Genomic DNA, 20,340 nt, shown 5'->3' with positions numbered 1-20,340 from the left:
CGCGGGGGACCTACAACTTACGCCTTCTTCACGAACTCCGTCCGCAGGACCAAGCCCTTGACCTTGTCGACATTGGCTTCGATTTCGTCGGGGTCGCCGGTCAGGCGGATCTTCTTGACCACCGTGCCGCGCTTGAGGGTCACGCCGCCCGAGCCCTTGACCTTGAGGTCCTTGATCAGGGTGACGGTGTCGCCGTCGGCCAGCAGGGTTCCGTTGGAGTCGCGGGTCTCTTCGCTCATCAATCTTGCCTCTTCCGCCCCAGCGGATGCTTGGTCTGGACGACGTGCTGCAAGTGCTCGCCGGCCACGTGGGTGTAGATCTGGGTGGTCGCAATGTCGGCGTGGCCAAGCAAGGTCTGGATGACCCTTAAGTCGGCGCCGCCTTCCAGCAGGTGGGTCGCGAAGGCGTGGCGCAGCACATGCGGGCTGACCTTGTCGCGATCGACCCCGGCGGCGAGGGCGGCGTCTTCCAGCAACTGGCCGACGCGGCGGGCGGTCAGGCGGCCAGCGGCGGTGCGCGACGGGAACAGCCACGGGCTATCCTTGCCGCCCTTCGGCAGGAAGGACGGACGCTCGACGAGGTAGGCCTTCACCGCCGTCCGGGCCGCGTCGTTCAACGGCGCGAGCCGCTCCTTGCCGCCCTTGCCCTTGACGATCAGGTAGGCCGGATCGCGCGCCAGGGCAGTCAGCGGCAGAGCCAGCAGCTCGGAGATTCGCAGGCCCGAGGCGTAGATCAGTTCGATGATGCAGGACAGCCGCAGGCCCTGCGCCCCGTCCTTGGCGGTGGCGGCGGCCAGCAGGCGCTCGATCTCCTCGCGCTCCAGCACCTTGGGCAGCGGCCGGCCGGCCTTGGGGGCGGCGACGCGGCGGGAGGGGTCGTCGGTGCGCCAGGTCTCGCCCAGCACGAAGCGGTAGAACTGGCGCACGGCCGAGCGGCGGCGGGCGGCGGTGGCCGGCGACAGGCCCCGCGCGCCGAGGTCCTGGAAATAGGCCTCGATCGTCTCGGCGTCGGCGTCGTCCAGGTCGTGGCCCGTGCGCCCGAGGAAGCCCCGGGCGTCCTCCAGGTCCTTGCCATAGGCGGTCAGGGTGTTGCGGGCCGCGGCGCGCTCGACGGCCATCATCTCCAGGAAGGCGTCGACCCAGCCCGCGCCCTTGCCGCTCATTTCGTGAAGGCGAGCGACAGCAGCCCCTCGACGACGATGGCGCGGGCGTCGGCGGAGAGGCCGGCGTGGTTCAGAGCCCGGGCGATGCGGGCGCGGTCGACGGGCTGCGGGCCGCTCACACCGGCGTCCAGGGCGATCGACAGGGCCAGCAGGCCCGCCTCGCCCTTGCGCTTGGCGGTCCCGGCGTCCTCCAGCACCTGGACCCGCGCGGCCGAGGCGGCGGGCTTGCCGAGGTCGAAGGCGGCGAACTGGGTGCGGGTGTCCGCGTCCATGGTCCCGCCCAGGCTGGACAGCAGCACGGCGGCCGGCTGGGCCGGCGACTTCGGACCGCCCGAGGCGCCCCGCGCCACGAGGTTGCCGAGCACCTGATTGTCGATCTTGCCCGAGGCGGCGGCGATCAGGGCGTCGAGGATGGCCAGATCGGCCGGACCGGCGCCGGGGATGCTGTCCTGCACCAGGTGGCCGCGGATGGTCTGGGCGCTGGCGACGTCGCCGGCCGCCACGGCCGCGCGAGCCATCAGCACCGGGTCCTGCAAGGGCGCGCCGGCCGCGGCCAGGGCGGCGATCGAGGCGGCCGAGGCGCGGGCGGCCTCGACGAAGGCCGGCACGGTCTTGGCCTGACGCAGGAACGCCAGGTCCGAGGCCTCCTGCGCCGTCAGGTCCGCGCCCGACGACACGCCAGCCAGGTCGCCGCCGGCCGGCTTCAGCACGGACTTCAGCGCCGGCGAGGCCGAGGCGATGGCGGCGGCCGATTGCAAATCCAGGGTCAGGCGGCGCGACAGGGCGTAGTTGACGCCGTTCTTCAGGTTGGCCGCGCCCGACGCGGTTCCGGCCAGCGCCGCGCCCATCAGGCGGGCGTAGTCGGCGTCCTTCGTGGCGTTCTGCGCGAGCTGGAAGGTCAGCTGGGCGGCGTCGGCCTGGCCGGCCTTCAGCTGGCAGAAGGCCCGCAGCCGCAGCCAGTAGGCCGCGCCGCGATCGACGGTCAGGGCGTCCTGCGTGCGGCAGGCCTTGTCGTCGTCGCCGACGATCAGGGCCGCCTCGGCGGTGGCCAGCGACAGCGGGGCGTTGCCCGGCGCGCCGGTCGCGCGATCGAGGATGGCGTTGGCGCCCTTGGCCTCGCCCAGCGCGACCAGGGCCATGCCCCGCGCCGCACCCATGTCGATATTGTCGCCCACGCCCGCCGGGCCGTTGGCGCCAGTGGAGAGCAGGCGCTTGGCGAGGCTCGCGAAGGCCGGCGACAGCGGCTTGGTCCCGGCCAGCTTCGGCACCACGTCGCGCATGATGTCGGGGGCTGCGTCCTTCCACAGATCGCCCGCCAGGCCGGTGTCGGCCACGGGGCTGGAGAAGTAGTCGGGCGCGGCCAGGCTCTTGACCTTGACCTCCTCCTGAGCCCCGGCAACGGCCGGCGTGAGCAGGAGCGCGGACAGCGCGACGGCTTGCGTGAGACGCTTCGAAAGGACCATGGACCGGTTATGACGCATCACGGAGTTCTCGCAAACTTGGCGGTTTGGCCAAGCCTCGTGTAAACCCGCGACCGCATCATGACCGCCACCGTCCTTTCCCCCGAAGAACTCGCCCCGCTGCGCCAGCGCACGATCGTGCTGGTCGGGCTGATGGGCGTCGGCAAATCCAGCGTCGGACGGCGTCTGGCCAACTTCCTGGAGCTGCCGTTCCGCGACGCCGACAACGAGGTCGAGGCCGCCGCCGGGCGCTCGATCTCCGAGATCTTCGCCGAACTGGGCGAGTCGGCCTTCCGCGACGGCGAGCGCCGGGTGATCGGCCGCCTGCTGGACGAGCCGCCGCACGTGCTGGCCACCGGCGGCGGGGCCTTCGTCAATCCCGAAACCCGCGCCCTGATCAACGAGAAAGCTATCTCGGTGTGGCTGAAGGCCGATGTCGAGCTCTTGGCCCGCCGCGTCTCGCGCAAGGACAACCGACCGCTGGTTCGCGGCAAGGACCCGATCCAGGTGCTGACCGAGTTGGCCAAGGTCCGCAATCCCGCCTATGCCGAGGCCCAGGTCCACGTCCAGACCGGCGACACCCCGCACGGGGTGGCGGTCGACGCCATCCTGACCGCCCTGCGCGCCCACCAGTAGGAGTTTCGCGATGATCCGCACCGTTCCCGTCGGCCTGGGCGAGCGCGCCTATGACGTGGTCATCGGTCCGGGCCTGATCGACCAGGCCGGCGCGCGGATCGCCCCGGTGCTGGGCAAGCGCAAGCGCGTGGCCATCGTCACCGACTCGAACGTCGGCGAGCACCACGGCGAGCGCCTGGCGGTGTCGCTGGAAAAGGCCGGCGTCACGGTCGACGTCATCACCATCCCGCCCGGCGAGGAGAGCAAGAGCTTCGAGGGCTTGCAGGACCTCTCCGACCGCCTGCTGGCGCTGGGCCTGGAGCGCGGCGACCAGATCGTGGCCTTCGGTGGCGGCGTGGTCGGCGACCTGGCCGGCTTCGCGGCGGCGATCTACAAGCGCGGCATCGACTTCGTGCAGGTGCCGACCACCCTGCTGGCCCAGGTCGACAGCTCGGTCGGCGGCAAGACCGCCATCGACACCCCGCGCGGCAAGAACCTGATCGGCGCCTTCCACCAGCCGCGCCTGGTGCTGGCCGACCTCGACGTCCTGGCCACCCTGCCCGCCCGCGAGCTGGCCTGCGGTTACGCCGAGATCGTCAAGTACGGCCTGCTGGGCGACTTCGCCTTCTTCGAGTGGCTGGAAACCAATGTCGCCAAGGTGCTGGAGCGCGACGTCGACGCCCTGGTCCGCGCGGTGGGCCGCTCGGTGGGGATGAAGGCCGAGATCGTCGAGGAGGACGAGAAGGAAGCCGGCCGCCGCGCCCTGCTGAACCTCGGCCACACCTTCGGCCACGCGATCGAGGCCGAGATGGGCTTTGGCGACGCCCTGAAGCACGGCGAGGCGGTGGGCGTGGGCATGGCCCAGGCGTTCCGGTTCTCCGTCAGCCAGGGCCTGTGCCCCAGCCAGGACGCGGTCCGCGCCGTGGCCGCGATCAAGGCCGCGGGCCTGCCGACGACCATGGCCGATGTCCGCCCCGAACCCTTCAACGCCGACGCCCTCGTCGCCCACTGCGGCCAGGACAAGAAGGCCGAAGGCGGCAAGCTCACCTTCGTCCTGGTGCGCGGCATCGGCGACGCGTTCGTGGCCAAGGACGTGGACCGGGAAGCGCTGAAGGCGTTCCTGATCGAGGAGGGCGCGGTCTAGGACCGCCCCTCGCCGCTCACGCTCAGCTCGGCGCGTTGACCGTGCCCGTGCGGCAGTAGAGCTCCGGGACGTAGATGTATTCGTACACCACCACGAACTGGCCGTGCGGCGTCAGGGCGATCGAGGTGACGGAGCCTTCGTCGACCCGGCCGTTCAGCAGCTTCCAGGCGATCTTCTGTCCGTCGATCACCTTGCCGATCGCATAGTAGACAACGCCGTTGTCGTCATACGTCACGACCACCAGGTCGCTGTTGTTGCTGATATGCGGCTGGTTGCCCTTGATCATCATCGGCCACGGACCTGTCCACCAGCTCAGCGTGTTGCCCGACTCGACCGGAAGGACGTTCCAGTAGATGTCCGAGCCGTCGTTGTGGACCTCGAGGATCTGGGAGCCGTGACGCGCCAGGGCCGGGAAGTCGCCTGACTTGTACGGCCGGTCCTTGAAGCTGGAATTGACGCTAAGGTTGGTTCCGTCGAAGTGGGCGGTCGTGACGTGCAGGGTGTTGGACCCGACCACGTACATGAAGACGACCGTGCCGTCCGAGGCGTCCAGGTGCTGTCCCGGATGATCGCCGGTGAACATCTTGTGGCCGTTGTCCTCGAAATCCAGCTTGCCGCTGCTGAGCGTCGCGTACGTCCAGTAGAGATCGCCGGTCCCGAAGTCGTTGTGGATGTCGAGCAGGTTGCCCGAGCTGCCGGACTGGGTGGCGATGGTCGGGCAATAGCCGGTCTGGTAGTTCGTGCCGCCCGAACCGTTCCAGGACACCTTGCCGGAGGAGTCGACCGTGCCGGTATGCCAGTAGAGCTGGTCGCCGGCCGTGTGGCATTCCATCACCGCGCCGTCGGACCGGATGGCGATGGTCGGGTTGCTGCCGTTGTCGTATTGCTCGCCGTTGCTCCAGGTCATGCTCCAGCCGCACAGGGGCTGGGGCGCGCTCAGGGCGTCGCCGCTCTGCGACCGCAGCGAGTCGCGGCAGGCGCCGATCAGCTGCGGGATCATGTACTGCAGCTGGATGATGGTGGTCTGGTTCGCCGTCACGCCCAGGTTTTCCAGCTCGGAATGGATGACGCCGGTCAGGGCGTTGGGGTCGCTGCCCAGGGTCCAGGAGGGATCGGGCTGGGCGATGCAGTCGGCGGACGCGCCGTTCTGCACCACCGCGGTCTGCGCCAGCAGCTGGCCCTTGGCCCCGACCAGCATGAAGACGATGGTGTAGAAGTCGCGGTCGCCGTCATACGAGACCTTGGTGGTCGCCAGGGTCGACAGGCCGCCCACGCCCCAGGACATCTCCGGCATGCCGATCCGGTAGACGTTGGCGTCGTCGTAGGTGATCTGCGAGCCGTTCCACCAATCGGTCGACATGTAGCTGGCGTAGAAGGCGCCCTCCTCGTAGGGCGTGTCGCCCATCGGGCTGATCGTCGCGTCCTTGGACTGCTTGATCCAGCCGCAGGGCATGGCGTCGGTGTCCAGCGCGTAATAGCTGTCGTGCTTGGGCGCGCTGGGGCCGACCGAGACGGTGACGCGCTGCAGGGCGTGGACGATGACGGCGAGGAAGTTCACGCGCCCGCCGTCGTTGGCGAACTCGATCAGCGCGCCGCCGACGACGTCGACCACTTCCAGGGCGAAATAGCCCGCCATCCACACCTGCAGACAGCTGGCGATCGTATCCAGCTCGAGAAGCTCGAGGACCATGGCGTTGAAGTTGGTGCCATCGGGCAGGGTGGGTGGGTTGGACGCGCTGTAGGTTCCGTCCACGGCGTTGATCATGTTGTCGATCGTCTGCGCCTGGCCCGACCACGTGATCGAGGTCGAGACCTGCATCAGGATCGGACAGCCGATCGGATCGCAGTACAGATAGACCAGGGTGACGTCGGCGGTGTCGTCGCCCTGGTTGTTGCGGACGTGGGTCAGCATGGAGCTGACGCTCAGCTGGCTGACCGAACCGCCGCTGCCGACCGCGTCGCCCCAGGCCTTGATGGCCTGGCCCGTCTGGACGACGTTCGGATCGGACGAACCGGACAGGGCCTTGGCGGCGGCCTCGCCGAACGCCTGGGCCGTCTGGCGAAGATCGCTGCTGGCGGCGCCCGTCGTCGACGAGGTGGTCGGCTTGCCGATGTAGTATTCGCTGCCCTGGCTGACGAAGTAGGCGGTGTCGCCGTCGTCCAGGTTCCAGCCTTGGTTCTCAGAGGGCTGCAGCCCCTTGTACAGGTTGACCAGGGTGGTCGTGTTCAGGGACATCGCGCTCATGGTGTTCTCCGGGCTGATCGCGCGCCGATCATGCTCACCACAAGGTTGCCGTCTACCAACTTAATCGGGAAAAGAGTATTCTCGCGTAGGTTTTTCTTACGCGCGTTTGCGCCCTTTGAGCGTAAGCGCGATGGCCGCGACCAGGAAGTAGAAGGCGCCGAAGCCGGCATAGGGCGCGATCTGGATCGGCGCGGGCGAATGGCCGCCGGCGACCAGCGACTGGCTGATCATGAACACGCCGGCCAGCACCGATTGGGCGCCGCTCAGCACCATCGGCCACTGGCCGCCCACCGAGCGCCAGCGACGCACGCCGGCCGCCAGCTGCAGGATGCCCGAGAACGCCGCCCAGACGCCGAACACGGTCAGCACCCGGTGCGGGTTGGTCTGCAGGGTGAACAGCACCGCGCAGGCGACGGTCAGGCTGACGATCAGGTTGAAGGTCTGCGGCCCGTTGGCCTTGAACCCGCCGTTGCTCCGCGCGTCCAGCGCGTTGGCCAGGGCGTCCCAGGCCGGATAGGCCACCAGCAGCACGCCGCCCAGCAGCGGGTTGCTCGTCCCGACCGCCACGGCGGCGAGGATCCAGGCCACGGACACGCCGGCCCGCAGGAAATAGTAGCGCTTGAGACCGTCGCGCTGGACGTTGTCGGCTTGGGCCATGACGGCATCCCTCTGAAGCTGAATTTTCCATGCCGAGACATTATATGTCGCGACATATGAAAGCTCACTACAGAGCCGCGCCGGACGAGTCCAGCCAATATTTGTCACGACATCTAATTTCGCGGTAGGAAACGCCGACGACCAGGAGCCAGCCTTGCCCGACCACATCCCCACGCTCGACCAGCAGCTATGCTTCTCGCTGTACGGCGCCAGCCTGGCGATCAACCGCGCCTACAAGCCGCTGCTGGACGCGCTGGAGATCACCTATCCGCAGTACCTGGTGCTGAGCGCCCTGTGGGAGACCGACGACCTGCCGGTCGGCGCGATCGGCGAGCGGCTGGGCCTCGACTCCAGCAACGTCACACCCCTGGTCAAGCGGATGGAGGGCTCGGGCCTGGTCACCCGCGTCCGCAATCCCGCCGACGAACGCCAGGTGGTGGTCAGCCTAACCGACGCCGGCCGCGATATGCAGACCCGCAGCACGTGCCTGGGCCAGACCCTGTTCGCCGCCGGCGGCATGGACATCCCGCGCCTGATCCAGCTGAACAAGGAGGTCCAGGCGTTCCGGGATTCGGTCGCTAGGTTCGTCAGTGAGCGACCCGAGCCTTGAGCGCGCCGCCCCCCAAGGCCCCCTTTGCCATCAGATAGGCGGAGCCCCCAGCCAGCACGATCGTCGTGGCGACGCTCGCCTCTGGGCCGAAGGCCCCGCCGGTCAGCCACCACGGCGCGCTCGAGACCGGCGCCAGACCCACGACGATCGGCGTGATGGCGACCTTCTGGCCGCTGACCTCCAGTCCGAAACCCATGCCCAGGAGGGCGTTCCAGGCCGTGTGGAAAGCGCACACGCCCCACAATGAGCCTTCCTTGACGGCGTAGAGGCTCAGCAGGACGGCGAAAAGGAACAGGTTGACGAGCCCGAGCGCCAGCTCCCTCGAGGGATCGATATTGCTCGCATGGAGCAAGGCAAAGAAGCCGGCATTGAGAAGGACGGCGGCGATCAATCCGTGCCTGGAGGCGACCAAAGGCATCAGCCAACCCCGCAACATGGTCTCTTCGGCTGCGCCCTGGAGCATATAGCCGCCGAACAAGGCGAGAAACGGCGTCAGGACGGCTGGCGACAGCAAGCCCAAGGACAGGGTCCCAGCGGCCTTGTAACCGCCCGCGGCGAAAATGATGCCGACGACGGCGGCGAGAGAGAGCCCTCCGACCAGCAGCCCACGCAGATAGGGGCCGGCGATCCTGGCGTTGAAGCCCAAGGCCGCGGGGGATCTCCGCTCGAACAGAAACGCCCAGGCGACAATGAGAAGTATGGTAACGCCGCCACCGGCCAAGTAGATCGCAAGCGGCTGCCATTGCGTATCGAGGTCCGCCTTGTGATACCCCAGGGGCTTCAATATGGCGAAGACGGTCGCCAGCTGCCCGATCAAGAAGAAAACGACGAGCAATATCAGTACCGCAGCGGTCCACGTGCGCCGACTTCTGGCGGTGCGCGGCGCAAAAATCTCAACTCCACTCATAAGCCCCCTCCGACTTCCCCAGGAAACAACAGGCCGCGCGCAGATCTTGAGAAATGCGCGGATCATTTCGGCACGTGCTTTAGAGGCGTCGGGGCAGGCGCTTGGATGCAGCCGCTTTCATTAATTGTTTGTCAGAACAGGCAACGAGCCGCCGCGCGCAAATGACCGGAGTTCAGGGCTGCTTCTAGCCTCTCCCTCGTTTGGCGAGAGCGGGATAGAACAACCCCATGCTCACCGCCCTCCTCGGCCTCGCGCCCATCGTCATCGCCCTGCTGGCCCTGTCGGCGATCTTCTCGGCGGCGGAGACGTCGATGACGGGGGCCAGCCGTTCGCGGATGCACCAGCTGGAGCGCGAGGGCGACGCGCCGGCGCGACGGGTCAACAAGCTGCTGGCCGATCAGGAGACGATGATCGGGGCGGTGCTGCTGGGCAACAACCTGATCAACATCCTGGCCTCGGCCCTGGCGACCCAGGTGCTGACCCGCCTGATCCCCGGACCGTGGGGCGTGGCCGTGGCCACCGCCGCCATGACCGTGCTCGTCCTGGTCTTCGCCGAGGTGCTGCCCAAGACCGTGGCCATCGTCCGCCCGGACGACACGGCCCGGGCGCTGTCAGGCCCGACCCTGTTCATCGTCCGGGCGTTCGGGCCGATCATCTATGTCATCCAGTGGATCGTCCGCCGGGCGCTGCGGGTGTTCGGCGTCAAGCTGGACATGGCCGTCGACGTCCTGGCCGCCCACGAGGAGATCCGCGGCGCGGTCGACTACCACCACTCCGAGGGCCTGGTGGAAAGCGGCGACCGGCGGATGCTGGGCGGGGTTCTCGATCTGTCGGACATGGACGTCTCGGAGATCATGGTCCACCGCAAGTCGATGGTGCTGCTGGACGCCGGCCTGCCCGCCCGCGAGCTGGTCGACGAGGTGCTGGAGGCCCAGCACACCCGCGTGCCGCTGTATCGCGACGAGCCCGACAACATCATCGGCGTGCTGCATGCCCGCGACCTGCTGAAGGCCCTGGCGGAATGTCCGACCGGGGTCGAGGGCCTGGATATCGCCGCCATCCTGCGCGAGCCGTGGTTCATTCCCGACACCACCAACCTCAAGGACCAGTTGGCCGCGTTCCTGAAGCGCAAGAGCCACTTTGCTCTGGTCGTCGACGAGTACGGCGCCCTGCAGGGGCTGGTGACGCTGGAGGACATCCTCGAGGAGATCGTCGGCGAGATCGAGGACGAGCACGACACCTCGCTGGAGGGCGTGCGCCGCCAGGGCGACGGCTCGGTCAATGTCGACGGTCACGTCACGGTGCGCGACCTGAACCGGGCCATGGACTGGCGGCTGCCGGAAGGCGACGCGGTCACCATCGCCGGCCTGGTCATTCACGAGGCCCAGATGATCCCCGAGCCGGGCCAGACCTTCATCTTCCACCGTCACCGGTTCCAGGTCTTCCGCCGGCAGAGGAACCAGATCACCGCCCTGCGCATCAGCGCTCCGCTGGACGACGACGCCGAACTCTGAAAACTTCCACGGTGAAGGTAGCGGAACCAGACCGGAAACGGTGCGTTCTGTGTCCTTACGGACCAGGGGCGGTTCGGGTCTAGGGGGGCGTTTTGGCCAGTTTGGCGGCTGAAAGCATCGTTCGCGACGGCGACGCGCCGGACGTGCGCGCGCGTCTGGCCGAACGGGAGGCCGCCCTCGCCGACGAAATCCGCAAGTCCGACACCCTGGCCCGGGTGACCGAGGCCATCGCCTCCAGCAACGACGTCGACACCTGCGTGCAGGCCGTGCTGGACGGGGCCCGCGAGATCAGCGGCGCGGCGTTCGGGGCGTTCTTCTACAACGAGGTCGAGCCGGACGGGGAATCCTACGCCCTGTACCGCCTGTCGGGCGCGGCGCCAGAGGCGTTCGCCGACTTTCCGAAGGTCCGCAAGACCGAGATCTTCGCCCCGACCTTCGAGAACGCCGGCGTGCTGCGGTCGGACGACATCACCCAGGACCCGCGCTACGGCAGGAACGCCCCGCGCAAGGGCATGCCCGAGGGCCATCTGCCGGTGCGCAGCTACCTGGCCATCCCCGTCGCGACGCGGCAGGGCGAGGTGCTGGGCGGCCTGTTCTTCGGCCATCCTGAGGCGGGCCGCTTCAGCGTCCGCGACGAGACCCTTCTGGTCGGCCTGGGGGCCCAGGTCGCGGCCACCATCGAGTCGATCAAGCTGAACGCCGGGGCCCTGGCCGAGCTGACCCAGCGCCGCCGAGCCGAGGAGCGCCTGAAGTTCGCCCTCGACAGCGGCCGCATGGGCTCGTGGGACCTGGACGTGGCGACCAAGGCCTATGAGGCCTCGGACCTGTGCAAGGCCAATTACGGCCGCCGTCCGGACGAGACCTTCACCTTCGCCGACCTGATCGAGACCATCCATCCCGACGACCGCCCGCGCGTCCTGGCCTCGATCGAGAGCGCCATCCGCGACGGGGCCGAGTACGACGTCGAGTACCGGGTGGTGCATCCGCATGGCGACCTGCGCTGGCTGCACGCCCGCGGCCGCGCGGCCCAGACCGCCGACGACGGCGGCGTACGCCGCCTGGCCGGCGTCTCGCTGGACATCACCGAGCGCAAGCGCGCCGAGGAACGCCAGAAGCTGCTGGTCAACGAGCTGAACCACCGCGTGAAGAACAGCCTGGCCACGGTGCAGTCGATCGCCGCCCAGACCCTGCGCTCGGTGGCCGCGCCGGAGTTCTTCCGCGACGCCTTCGAGACCCGGCTGATCGCCCTGTCGCACACCCACGACCTGCTGACCCGCGAGAGCTGGGCCGGCGCCAGCCTGCGCGAGGTGTTCGACGTCGAGCTGCACGCCATGGCCGGCGAGGATCGCGTCACCTTCGACTACGCCGCCGACGTGCGCCTGAACCCGAAGGCCGCCGTGGCCCTCGGAATGGGTATCCACGAACTGACCACCAACGCCGTCAAATATGGCGCGCTCTCGATCCCCGAAGGCCGCGTCGCGGTCGATTGGGCCATCGAGGACGGCGTGTTGCGCCTGGTCTGGACCGAAACCAACGGTCCGACCGTCCTGCCCCCGGCCCGTCGCGGCTTCGGCGTCCGCCTTCTGGAGCGCGGCCTCGCGGCCGAGCTATCCGGCGGGGTCGAGCTGACCTATGATGCGGCCGGCCTCGTCTGCCAAATGGCGTTGCCCCTGCGCGCGCTGGAGCCCTGAAACATGACTGCACTCTCGTCCCTGAAGGTCCTGGTTGTCGAAGACGAGGCTTTGGTCTCGATGCTGGTCGAGGACATGCTGACCGACCTCGGCTGCTCGATCGTCGGCCCGGCCGCCGAAATCGAGGAAGCCCTGCGCCTGGCGGGCTCGGCCGAAATCGACGCCGCCCTGCTGGACGTCAATCTGGGCGGTCGCCCGATCTTCCCGGTGGCCGACGCCCTGAAGGCGCGCGGCGTGCCCTTCGCCTTCGCCAGCGGCTATGGCGAGGCCGGCCTGACCGACGACCACCGCGGCGCCACCGTGCTGCAGAAGCCTTTCCGCGAGGCGGATCTGCGCCGGGTGCTGGAGACGCTGGTGGCCAAGACCACGGCCTAGGCCTCTCAGCCTCCGCACAAAGAAAAAAGGAGCGCCGGAGTGATCCGGCGCTCCTTCTTTTTAGCCTATCGACCGGCCGGAGAACCGACCGGTCGAAACACCATCAGACTACCACTTCTTCGTCACGGCCACGAAGATGCGGCGGCCGATCATGTCGTAGTTGCCGATCTGGGCGGTGCCCACGCGCAGCTGGCCGGTCGAGGCCGACGGCGGACGCTCGTCGAAGGCGTTGTTGACGCCGATCTGGGTCGACATGTCGCCGAAGTCCTTCTTCACCGAGAACGTGTGGTACGCGGTGAATTCCGAGTGCAGCTTGTAGTAGGCGCAGGCGTTGACCGTCGCCTTGCAGTCCGTCGTCACGCCCGCCGGAACGTTCGTGTACTTCGTCACCGGGAAGACGTCGCCCAGGAAGCCGGGCTGATCGGCGTCCGAACCCTTGCCGTACATGTTGACGCCCCAGAACAGCGTCCAGTCGTCCTTCTTGAAGGACGCCGAGATGTTGCCCGAGAAGCCCGGACCGTCGTTCGTGAACGTCGTGCCCAGGTAGTCCAGCGGCGCGGCGCCGCCCAGCAGGGTGGTGACGTTCTTGGTCGCCCAGGTGAACTGCGAGTTGATCGCCAGCTTACCGCCGAACAGCTGGTGACCGTAGTAGGTGGTCAGGTCGATGCCGCGGTTAACCTGGTTGGCGACGTTCACGTAGCTGTTCTGGACCGTCAGGACGTAGAACTTCGTCGGGTCGCGCGTGAACAGCGAGCAGAACGGGTTCGTCGCGAAGTCCGACGAGTTGTAGCACTGCTTCAGGATGTTCGTGGCGCCGAACTGGCGGACTTCGTCGTTCACGTTGATCGTGAAGTAGTCGACCGCGATGTTCAGGTCCGCGAAGCTGGGCGACCAGACGAAGCCGAAGGTGTTGGCCGCGGCCGTCTCGGCCTTCAGGTTGCCCTGACCGCCGTTCGCGAACACCGTGGCGCTGGAACCGCCCAGGGCGTTGTACGAGGCCGGGATGCCTTGCGAGGCGCAGTTGGCGCGGATGGTCGGCGTGGCCGTGGTCGAGTTGGCCAGGTCGAAGCAGGGATCGACCGTGTTCTGGGCCGCGTAGCTGATCTGGTTGCCCAGATACAGTTCGTACAGCGACGGCGCGCGGAACGAGGTGCCGTGCGTGAAGCGCAGCGTCAGCGACGGGAAGACCTTCCAGTTGGCGCCGATCTTCCAGGTGCTGTCCGAGCCGTAGGAGGCATAGTCCGAATAGCGGGCCGACAGGTTCAGGTCGAAGCGCTCCATGAAGCGCTGATCGCGGACCAGCGGGATGTCCAGCTCGCCGAAGACTTCCTTCGAGTTGTCATCGCCCTTGGTCTGACCGGCCGAGCTGTAGAGCGCCATGTTGCGGCTGGCGGCCTGGTAGCCCGGCTTGTCGTTGATGCGCTCCTTGCGGACCTGGAAGCCGAACGCGCCGGCGACGGCGCCGGTCGGCAGGCGGAACAGGTCGCCCGAGATCGTGCCTTCGACATAGGCATGCGAGTACTCGGTCGTGCCCGTCTCGTTGAAGAACAGGAAGTCGCGCTCGGCCTGGGTGAACTGGCCCTGCAGGACGCGGGTCGACATCCACGGGATGCCGTTCGGCAGCGCCGAGCAGTTGAAGTTCGAGAAGTTGCCGCCCGCCGGGTTGTTGGTGCAGGCCACGTTCGGGCTGTTCAGGGCGACGAAACGGTCCAGATAGACGCGCGGACCGAAGTCATAGGTCGCGTCCGACTTGGAGTACTGGCCGAAGATGTCCCAGTCCCAGCCGCCATTCCAGTCGATCGAGCCGCGCAGGCCCGCGACGGCGCGGTAGTACTTCACGTCCTGATTGCCGTTCGACGCATAGGCCGAGATGGTCAGGGCGTTCTCGCCGACGATGTTGTTCGGGTTGGTCGACGGCAGGTAGTTCACCGCGCCGTTCAGCGTGTTGCGCTGGGCGAACGACTGGAAGATCTGGCCGACGCCGATCTGCGACGACTTGCGCTCGCTGAACATCAGCTCGGTGTAGGCCTCGACGTTCGGCGTGACCTGGTAGCCGCCGCTGAAGGCGACGGTCGAGCGGATTTCCGGCGAGACCGTGCTGGCGCGATCGTACAGCGGGGTCGTGGTCGGGGCGTACGAATAGGTGTCCGGATAGCCGATGCGGTTGAAGCGCGCGAAGCCGGCGATCGTCGAGTTATTGCCTTGGGCGGCGGTCGGATAGCTGGCGCCCGGCGTCACCGGGACCAGGTTGACCGAACCGCTGACCAGCTGGATGTAGCCGTTGCCCAGGTTGTTGCACTTGAAGCCGCCCGTGACCGAGTCCAGGTAGTCCTTGCGGGCGCCGGTCTTGGGGTCGAACAGGTAGTCGGCGGCGCAGGCGGTGTCGGCGCGGTCCGAACGACGCAGGATCTCCTGGCGGAAGTACTCGCCCGAGATGTTGAAATAGCCCTTGTCGAAGGTCTTGCCGTAAGCGGCGGTCGCCCGGTAGGCCTTACCGCCGTGATCCAGCGGGTTGCTGCCGTAGAGCTTGACCTCACCACCGTCCATCTTCTTGCGGGTGATGATGTTGACGACGCCGGCGACGGCGTCCGAACCGTAGACCGACGAGGCGCCGTCCTTCAGGATTTCGACGCGCTCGACGATCGATTCCGGAACCACGCCCAGGTCGAACGGACCGACCTGGCCACGCACGCCGGCCGGACCGGCGCGACGGCCATTCAGCAGCACCAGGGTGCGGTTGGCGCCCAGGCCGCGCAGCGAGATCGTGCTGACGCCCGGACCGCCGGTGACCGAATAGCCGGTGTACTGGTTGTTGATCTGGCCCGAACCCGCGGCCAGCGACGAGTTCTGCAGCACGGCCGACAGCGTGGCCGAACCTTCCATCTCGGCGCGCTCAGCCGTCAGCACCTGGATCGGCGCGGCGGCGGTGAACTCCGAACGACGGATGCGCGAGCCGGTGACGGTGATCGCTTCGACTTCCTGCGCTTCCTGAGCGGCCGGCGCCTCGGCCGGGGCGGCCGGAGCGGTCTGGGCGTGAGCGATAGCGGCCAGCGACAGCACGCCGGTGATCACGGTGGTGCCGAGCAGCAGGTTCTTATTCAACTTCAACAGGTAATCCCCCAAGGGCGGTACTAAAGGTTTCCCAACCGACCCTTGGCGCGAACGCCCCCTGATCGGCGGGGCGCGCCCTGTAACAGCTTCGTCTCGAAGGCCAACACTACGGAAAGAATATTTGCCCGCATTTAGGCATAACGTGGCTATATGAACACGCTTTCGCCCCAAATCAGGTCGTTTAGTTCGAAGAACGCCGATATGGTGGCAATATCTTCCAATTTTCGAATGAACGGAATTCACCCAACGGAAGTCGATATCTTAGACGAACGTTGCGCCGCCGCCGAAATATCAGGCAGTTCGTTGCACAATTTTCGTGCAGACGGTCAATCCAGGTCGCGGGGACCGAATGAATGGGGCAGCAACGTCCAGAAAAGCGTCCGCTCGGTCGCTTCGCCACCCTGAATTGAGACGATCTCGCACGTTTCGCCCGCGAACTCGGCGATCCGCTGGCGGCAGGCGCCGCACGGCTGCACCACCGCGTCGGAGCCGGCGGCGATCAGCACCTTGTCGATCCTGCGCGCGCCGCCGGCCGTGATCATCGCCCCGATCGCCGTCTGCTCGGCGCAGGTGCCCACGGGATAGGCGGCGTTCTCGACATTGACCCCGTAGTGGACCCGCCCCTCGTCATCGATCACCGCCGCGGCCACCGTGAAATTGGAATAGCGGGCATAGGCGCGCGACAGCAGGTCCGGCAGGACGCGGGCGGCTTCGGCTTCAAGGGTGTCGGTGGCGGCGCTCATAGGGTTTTCTTGGGGGTTTTCTTGCCTTCCGGCAGGATCGCGCCGGGGAGAGAGGCAATCAGCCGCAGCCGCGTCAGGCAAGCAAAAAAGTAAGCATCGCCTTACTCTTCGCCGGGCGCCTTGGCGATGATCGACAGGGCGTGGACGGGCCCCGCCAGCTCCTCGGCCAGGACCTGCATCACCATGCGCTGGCGCATCACCCGCGCCTTGCCCGCAAAGGCCTGCGCTTCGATTCGCAGATTGAAGTGGCTTTCACCCGAACCGGTGTGCCCAGCGTGGCCGTGATGGCGGTCGCTATCGTCCACGAGATCGAGCTTCGAGGGCGAAAAAGCCTCGGTCAGCTTGCGGCGGATGGTGTCCGTAACGGCGCCCATGATGCGACTCTTGCTTGTCAATCCTTGAACGGAAATAGCGTGGGCTTACTCTAGACGCCATGAGCCGCGAGTTCGAATACCGCCCCAAGTTCACCGACATCCGCGTCCGCCCTCCCAAGAAGGGCGAGGACGACGTGGTCAACGACGTCCTGGGCCTGAAGCCCGGCGAGAAGCGCTGCGATCATCCCGACTGCCGACTGGCGGGATCGACCAAGGCGCCGAAGTCGCGCGACCTGCCGAACCAGCACTACTGGTTCTGTCAGGCGCACGCCGCCGAATACAACAAGAACTGGAACTTCTACGCCGGCATGAGCGAGGGCCAGATCCGCGCCGCCCAGGAGGCCGAACGCCAGACCGGCGGCCGTCCGACCTGGAGCTTCAAGGCGGACGCCAATTCGCGCGAAGCCGCGGCGGCCGCCGCGCGTGACGCCCGCGCCTTCGCCGATCCGTTCGGGATCTTCCGCGCCCAGCAGCGCAAGGCCGAGTCGGCGCGCGACGCCGCCGAGCGCAGCCTGGGCAAGCTGGAACGCCAGGCCCTGGCCGACCTCGACCTGGAAGCCGGCGCCGACAGCGCGGCGATCAAGGCGAAGTACAAGGAACTGCTGAAGCGCTGCCACCCCGACGTCAACGGCGGCGACCGCAGCGCCGAGCACAAGCTCCAGCGGGTGATCAAGGCGTACAAGACCCTGCAGAAGTCGGGGATGGTGAAGGCTTAGGCTGGAGCGCCCCCTCCGTCTCGTCGCGTATCCGCGCCGATCCACCTCCCCCGCTTCGCAGGGGAGGAGAAGATCTCCTCACCCGTGAAACGGGGGAGGTGGCGCGATGCGAAGCATCGTGACGGAGGGGGCGCTGCGGCCTCTAAGCCGCCAACGCCTCGACACCCTCCAGCGCCTTGGCCATCGCCCCGGCGCGCGCCTCATCGCCCAACATCAGCCCATCGGCGTTGATCACCTCCGGATCGGTGACGCCGATGAAGGCCAGCACGCCGCGCAGATAGGTTTCGACGTGCTCCAGCGGACCGCCGACCGCGTAGTGCCCACCGCGCGTGATCGCCAGGATCACCCGCTTGCCGCCGACCAGCCCCTGCGGGCCATTGGCGCCGTAGCTGAAGGTCTTGCCGGCCACCAGAATGCGATCGATCCAGGCCTTCAGTTGGCTGGGGATGCTGAAATTGTACATCGACACGCCGATGACCACGACGTCGGCGGCCAGGAACTCGTCGAGCGTCGGGTTGGCCGCGCCCAGGCCTTCCAGGGTCAGGTGCGGCAGCGGCTCGCGGGCCAGGTCGCGATAGGTGACGGTGGTCCCGGGCGTCTTCAGCCGCGCGACGGCGGCGGCGGTCAAGGCGCGGCTGGCCGAGTTTTCGCCCTGGATGCTGGAGTCGATATGGAGAAGGTTCATGATATGCACTAGGTCCCGATTGGTGACCTGCACCAGTTATGAGACCGCCCGCGCCGGGCCAAGAACGCATATTTCTAGGACTAGGTCACATCCATATGCCTAAGGCAGACATGCCTCCCCGCCCCATCGACCACAGCGACTGCCGGTCGGTCAGCGAGATCCTCAGCCGGGTCGGCGACAAGTGGACGGTGCTGGTGGTCATGACCCTGAAGACCGCCCCGCTGCGCTTCAACGACATCAAGCGGGCGGTCGGCGGCATCTCGCAGCAGATGCTGACCCGCACCCTGCGCACCCTGGAGCGCGACGGCATGGTCTCGCGCACCGTCTATCCGACCGTGCCGCCGCAGGTGGAATACGCCCTCACCGATCTTGGCCAGTCGCTGGCCGTTCCGGTCATGCATTTGGGCCAGTGGGCCCAGGCCCATCTCGGCGTCATCCACGACAATCGCCAGCGCTACGACGGCTCGACGACCTGACGCTTGCGGAAGGACCCGCGCCTGGGCCATCTTCCCCACCGCCTTTCGGGCGAGGGACAGACATTCACATGAGCGATCCAGAGTGGCGCGCGCCGGTCGACGACCCGACCCCGGTGACCCCGGTGCCGTTCGGCAAGCCCTGGAGCATCTGGGCCTGGGGCGGGCTGATCTCGACCGCGGGCCTGGCCCTGGCCGTCGCGCCGCGCCCCGTCCTGGCTCTGCTGCACGCCCACGTCGAACCTACGTCCCTGCCCTGGGTGCGATTCGCCGGCCTGCTCCTGCTGGCCTACGCCATGGGCTATCACGTCGCCGGCTGGACCGGTCAGCGCACCTACATGCGGGCCTCGGTGGTGCTGCGGGTGTTCTCGCTGGTGGTGATCGGCGCCTTCGTCCTGCTGGACTGGCTGCCCAAGGCCTGGCTGGCTGTGGGCCTGTTCGACATGGTCGGCGCGGTGTGGACGACGCTGGAACTGCGCTGGCGGCCAAAACCCAAAGCCTAAATCCCCCAACACCGCTCATCCCCGCGAAAGCGGGGACCCAAGCCGAGTCAGTGGGCTTCAGCTCGACCGCGCCACAACCCGAGAGTCAGCTTGGGTCCCCGCTTTCGCGGGGATGAGCGGATGAGAGAGAGGCCTTGAACTTTCTCTGCACCAGGAAGGCCATGAGCCAGCAGGCCATGGCCCAGGCCGCGCCCATGCACCAGCCGGCCAGCACGTCGCTGGCCCAGTGGACGCCCAGATAGACGCGGCTGGCCCCCACCAGCAGGCTGACCAGCACGGCGGCCGCGACCGCCAGCACCTTGACCCGCCGCTTCTGCGCGAAGCGCGCGGCCAGGACGCCCAGGGTCAGAAACACCACGGCCGACAGCATCGCATGGCCCGAAGGAAAGCTGGCATTGACCGCCTCGACGGCGCGATAGACCAGGTCCGGCCGTTCACGCTCGAACACCCGCTTCAGGGTCTGGCTGATCAAGAGGCCGCCACCCGCTCCCGCGACCAGCAGCACGCCCTCGGTCCAACGGCGCAAGGACGCCAGCAGGGCGAAGGCCAGTAGGATGATCAGGGAAAGCACCGTCACCGAGCCCAGCGCCGTGATGTCGGTGGCGGCGACGTGCAGCCATCCCGGCCCGATCAGCGCATGCGGATCACCATCGACTCGCAGGGCCTTCAGCACCGAGAGATCCAGCGCCCGGGTCTCTCCCTCGGCCACTTCTTCGGCGATCGACAGGAAGCCCCAGCCGCCCAAGGTGACGACCAGCAGGGCGCTGGTCGCGCCCAGTTCACGCCGCGCGGCGGCCAGCAGGACGGCAAAGTCGATACGCATCAAATGGATAGTCACCTAGTCGACATTTCCCGCAACAATATATCCTGAATGAAACATGAACCTAAGCTGAGCGGGGCCGTTCATGCTGCCTCTAGGTCGAGCATCCTAGGGTGCTCTCACCTTCAAAGGAGATCCGATATGAAACGCCTCATCACCGCTTCCCTCGCTGTTCTGATGCTGGCCGGCGGCGCTGGCGCCGCTTCGGCTCAGGACTATCGTCGCGACCACAACAACAACGGCCGCTACGACGCCCGCGACCGCGCTTACGAAAACGGCCGTCACGACCAGGCCCGCGCCGAAGATCGTCGCGACCGCCGCGACGCCCGCCGCTGGGCCAAGGGCCAGCGTCTGGACAGCCGCTATCGCGACAACCGCTACTACGTCAGCGACTATCGCGCCCGTGGCCTGCGTCAGCCGCCGCGCGGCTATCGCTGGCAGCGCGTGGACGACCAATACGTCCTGGCCGCCGTCGCGACCGGCCTGATCGCCTCGGTGATCATCGCCAACCGCTAAAAAATTAGCACCGGAGTGG

21 protein-coding genes and 1 pseudogene are annotated in these 20,340 nt (G+C 67.4%); 11 read left to right on the top strand and 11 right to left on the bottom strand.

The window, feature by feature from the left end; genetic code table 11:
- Positions 1 to 17 precede the first annotated feature (17 nt).
- Genes AC07NI_RS23130 through AC07NI_RS23120 form a run of 3 tightly spaced genes read right to left on the bottom strand, consistent with a single transcriptional unit; the run spans position 18 to position 2,625 of the window.
- A complete protein-coding gene (locus AC07NI_RS23130; RefSeq protein WP_291871567.1) occupies positions 18 to 239 on the bottom strand; it encodes an alkylphosphonate utilization protein in 222 nt (73 codons plus the stop codon).
- Positions 239 to 1,162 carry a site-specific tyrosine recombinase XerD gene (locus AC07NI_RS23125; RefSeq protein WP_494623525.1) on the bottom strand — a complete coding sequence of 308 codons (924 nt, stop codon included), beginning with the start codon at positions 1,160 to 1,162 and terminating at the stop codon, positions 239 to 241. Before AC07NI_RS23125 ends, AC07NI_RS23130 begins: the two co-directional genes overlap by 1 nt.
- Entirely contained in the window at positions 1,159 to 2,625 is a 1,467-nt protein-coding gene (locus tag AC07NI_RS23120; protein ID WP_494623523.1) for a hypothetical protein, read from the bottom strand. Before AC07NI_RS23120 ends, AC07NI_RS23125 begins: the two co-directional genes overlap by 4 nt.
- A 78-nt stretch (positions 2,626 to 2,703) precedes the next feature.
- Here AC07NI_RS23120 and AC07NI_RS23115 point away from each other — a divergent pair, with 78 nt between their 5' ends.
- Positions 2,704 to 3,258, top strand: coding sequence for a shikimate kinase (locus AC07NI_RS23115; RefSeq protein ID WP_494623521.1), 555 nt, complete (start codon positions 2,704 to 2,706; stop codon positions 3,256 to 3,258).
- A 10-nt stretch (positions 3,259 to 3,268) separates the two neighbouring features.
- Positions 3,269 to 4,381 carry a 3-dehydroquinate synthase gene (gene aroB, locus AC07NI_RS23110; RefSeq protein ID WP_494623519.1) on the top strand — a complete coding sequence of 371 codons (1,113 nt, stop codon included), beginning with the start codon at positions 3,269 to 3,271 and terminating at the stop codon, positions 4,379 to 4,381.
- A 22-nt stretch (positions 4,382 to 4,403) separates the two neighbouring features.
- Here the strand turns inward: aroB and AC07NI_RS23105 are convergent, their stop codons facing one another.
- Both AC07NI_RS23105 and AC07NI_RS23100 read right to left on the bottom strand, forming a co-directional pair.
- Positions 4,404 to 6,626, bottom strand: a complete 2,223-nt coding sequence (locus tag AC07NI_RS23105) for a hypothetical protein (protein ID WP_494623517.1) — start codon at positions 6,624 to 6,626, stop codon at positions 4,404 to 4,406.
- A gap of 96 nt (positions 6,627 to 6,722) precedes the next feature.
- The gene (locus tag AC07NI_RS23100; RefSeq protein WP_494623515.1) at positions 6,723 to 7,283 is read right to left on the bottom strand and encodes a DUF308 domain-containing protein; all 561 of its coding nucleotides are present in this window, start codon (positions 7,281 to 7,283) and stop codon (positions 6,723 to 6,725) included.
- A gap of 154 nt (positions 7,284 to 7,437) precedes the next feature.
- On the opposite strand from AC07NI_RS23100, the gene AC07NI_RS23095 reads away from it, so the two are divergent.
- Positions 7,438 to 7,893 (top strand): MarR family winged helix-turn-helix transcriptional regulator, encoded by a 456-nt coding sequence (locus AC07NI_RS23095; protein ID WP_494623513.1) that lies wholly within the window; start codon positions 7,438 to 7,440, stop codon positions 7,891 to 7,893.
- On the opposite strand, the gene AC07NI_RS23090 is transcribed toward AC07NI_RS23095, so the two are convergent.
- The gene (locus tag AC07NI_RS23090) at positions 7,871 to 8,800 is read right to left on the bottom strand and encodes a CPBP family intramembrane glutamic endopeptidase (RefSeq protein ID WP_494623511.1); all 930 of its coding nucleotides are present in this window, start codon (positions 8,798 to 8,800) and stop codon (positions 7,871 to 7,873) included. The two genes, AC07NI_RS23095 and AC07NI_RS23090, sit on opposite strands and share 23 nt — an antisense overlap.
- A gap of 227 nt (positions 8,801 to 9,027) precedes the next feature.
- Here AC07NI_RS23090 and AC07NI_RS23085 point away from each other — a divergent pair, with 227 nt between their 5' ends.
- The 3 genes from AC07NI_RS23085 (at position 9,028) to AC07NI_RS23075 (ending at position 12,380) form a co-directional block, all read left to right on the top strand.
- Positions 9,028 to 10,314 (top strand): HlyC/CorC family transporter, encoded by a 1,287-nt coding sequence (locus AC07NI_RS23085; protein ID WP_494623509.1) that lies wholly within the window; start codon positions 9,028 to 9,030, stop codon positions 10,312 to 10,314.
- A 101-nt stretch (positions 10,315 to 10,415) separates the two neighbouring features.
- Positions 10,416 to 12,005, top strand: coding sequence for an HWE histidine kinase domain-containing protein (locus AC07NI_RS23080; protein ID WP_494623507.1), 1,590 nt, complete (start codon positions 10,416 to 10,418; stop codon positions 12,003 to 12,005).
- Between the two features lie 3 nt (positions 12,006 to 12,008).
- Positions 12,009 to 12,380 carry a response regulator gene (locus tag AC07NI_RS23075; protein ID WP_494623505.1) on the top strand — a complete coding sequence of 124 codons (372 nt, stop codon included), beginning with the start codon at positions 12,009 to 12,011 and terminating at the stop codon, positions 12,378 to 12,380.
- 108 nt (positions 12,381 to 12,488) lie between these two features.
- Here the strand turns inward: AC07NI_RS23075 and AC07NI_RS23070 are convergent, their stop codons facing one another.
- From AC07NI_RS23070 to AC07NI_RS23060, 3 genes are all read right to left on the bottom strand, one after another.
- Positions 12,489 to 15,488: a TonB-dependent receptor plug domain-containing protein gene (locus AC07NI_RS23070; protein ID WP_494623503.1), complete on the bottom strand. Its 3,000-nt coding sequence runs from the start codon at positions 15,486 to 15,488 to the stop codon at positions 12,489 to 12,491.
- A gap of 329 nt (positions 15,489 to 15,817) precedes the next feature.
- Positions 15,818 to 16,234 carry a cytidine deaminase gene (cdd, locus tag AC07NI_RS23065; protein WP_494623501.1) on the bottom strand — a complete coding sequence of 139 codons (417 nt, stop codon included), beginning with the start codon at positions 16,232 to 16,234 and terminating at the stop codon, positions 15,818 to 15,820.
- Positions 16,235 to 16,335: 101 nt separating this feature from the next.
- A complete protein-coding gene (locus tag AC07NI_RS23060; protein ID WP_494624072.1) occupies positions 16,336 to 16,611 on the bottom strand; it encodes a BolA family protein in 276 nt (91 codons plus the stop codon).
- Between the two features lie 56 nt (positions 16,612 to 16,667).
- On the opposite strand from AC07NI_RS23060, the gene AC07NI_RS23055 reads away from it, so the two are divergent.
- Both AC07NI_RS23055 and AC07NI_RS23050 read left to right on the top strand, forming a co-directional pair.
- The gene (locus tag AC07NI_RS23055; RefSeq protein ID WP_494623499.1) at positions 16,668 to 17,324 is read left to right on the top strand and encodes a J domain-containing protein; all 657 of its coding nucleotides are present in this window, start codon (positions 16,668 to 16,670) and stop codon (positions 17,322 to 17,324) included.
- A gap of 5 nt (positions 17,325 to 17,329) precedes the next feature.
- Positions 17,330 to 17,459: pseudogene (locus AC07NI_RS23050) on the top strand (hypothetical protein); the annotation flags it as partial.
- 7 nt (positions 17,460 to 17,466) lie between these two features.
- Here the strand turns inward: AC07NI_RS23050 and AC07NI_RS23045 are convergent.
- Positions 17,467 to 18,009 (bottom strand): FMN-dependent NADH-azoreductase, encoded by a 543-nt coding sequence (locus tag AC07NI_RS23045; RefSeq protein ID WP_494623498.1) that lies wholly within the window; start codon positions 18,007 to 18,009, stop codon positions 17,467 to 17,469.
- 110 nt (positions 18,010 to 18,119) lie between these two features.
- Between AC07NI_RS23045 and AC07NI_RS23040 the strand changes: the two genes are divergently transcribed.
- Entirely contained in the window at positions 18,120 to 18,485 is a 366-nt protein-coding gene (locus AC07NI_RS23040) for a winged helix-turn-helix transcriptional regulator (RefSeq protein ID WP_494623496.1), read from the top strand.
- 62 nt (positions 18,486 to 18,547) lie between these two features.
- The gene (locus AC07NI_RS23035) at positions 18,548 to 18,985 is read left to right on the top strand and encodes a hypothetical protein (RefSeq protein WP_494624070.1); all 438 of its coding nucleotides are present in this window, start codon (positions 18,548 to 18,550) and stop codon (positions 18,983 to 18,985) included.
- 85 nt (positions 18,986 to 19,070) lie between these two features.
- Here AC07NI_RS23035 and AC07NI_RS23030 read toward each other — a convergent pair whose 3' ends face one another.
- Positions 19,071 to 19,808, bottom strand: coding sequence for a phosphatase PAP2 family protein (locus AC07NI_RS23030; protein ID WP_494623495.1), 738 nt, complete (start codon positions 19,806 to 19,808; stop codon positions 19,071 to 19,073).
- Between the two features lie 138 nt (positions 19,809 to 19,946).
- Here AC07NI_RS23030 and AC07NI_RS23025 point away from each other — a divergent pair, with 138 nt between their 5' ends.
- Positions 19,947 to 20,321, top strand: coding sequence for an RcnB family protein (locus tag AC07NI_RS23025; RefSeq protein WP_494623493.1), 375 nt, complete (start codon positions 19,947 to 19,949; stop codon positions 20,319 to 20,321).
- Positions 20,322 to 20,340 lie beyond the last annotated feature (19 nt).

It is taken from the genome of Caulobacter sp. GW821-FHT10E02 (genome assembly GCF_059415225.1).
This window is presented reverse-complemented; position numbering and strand designations above follow the sequence as displayed.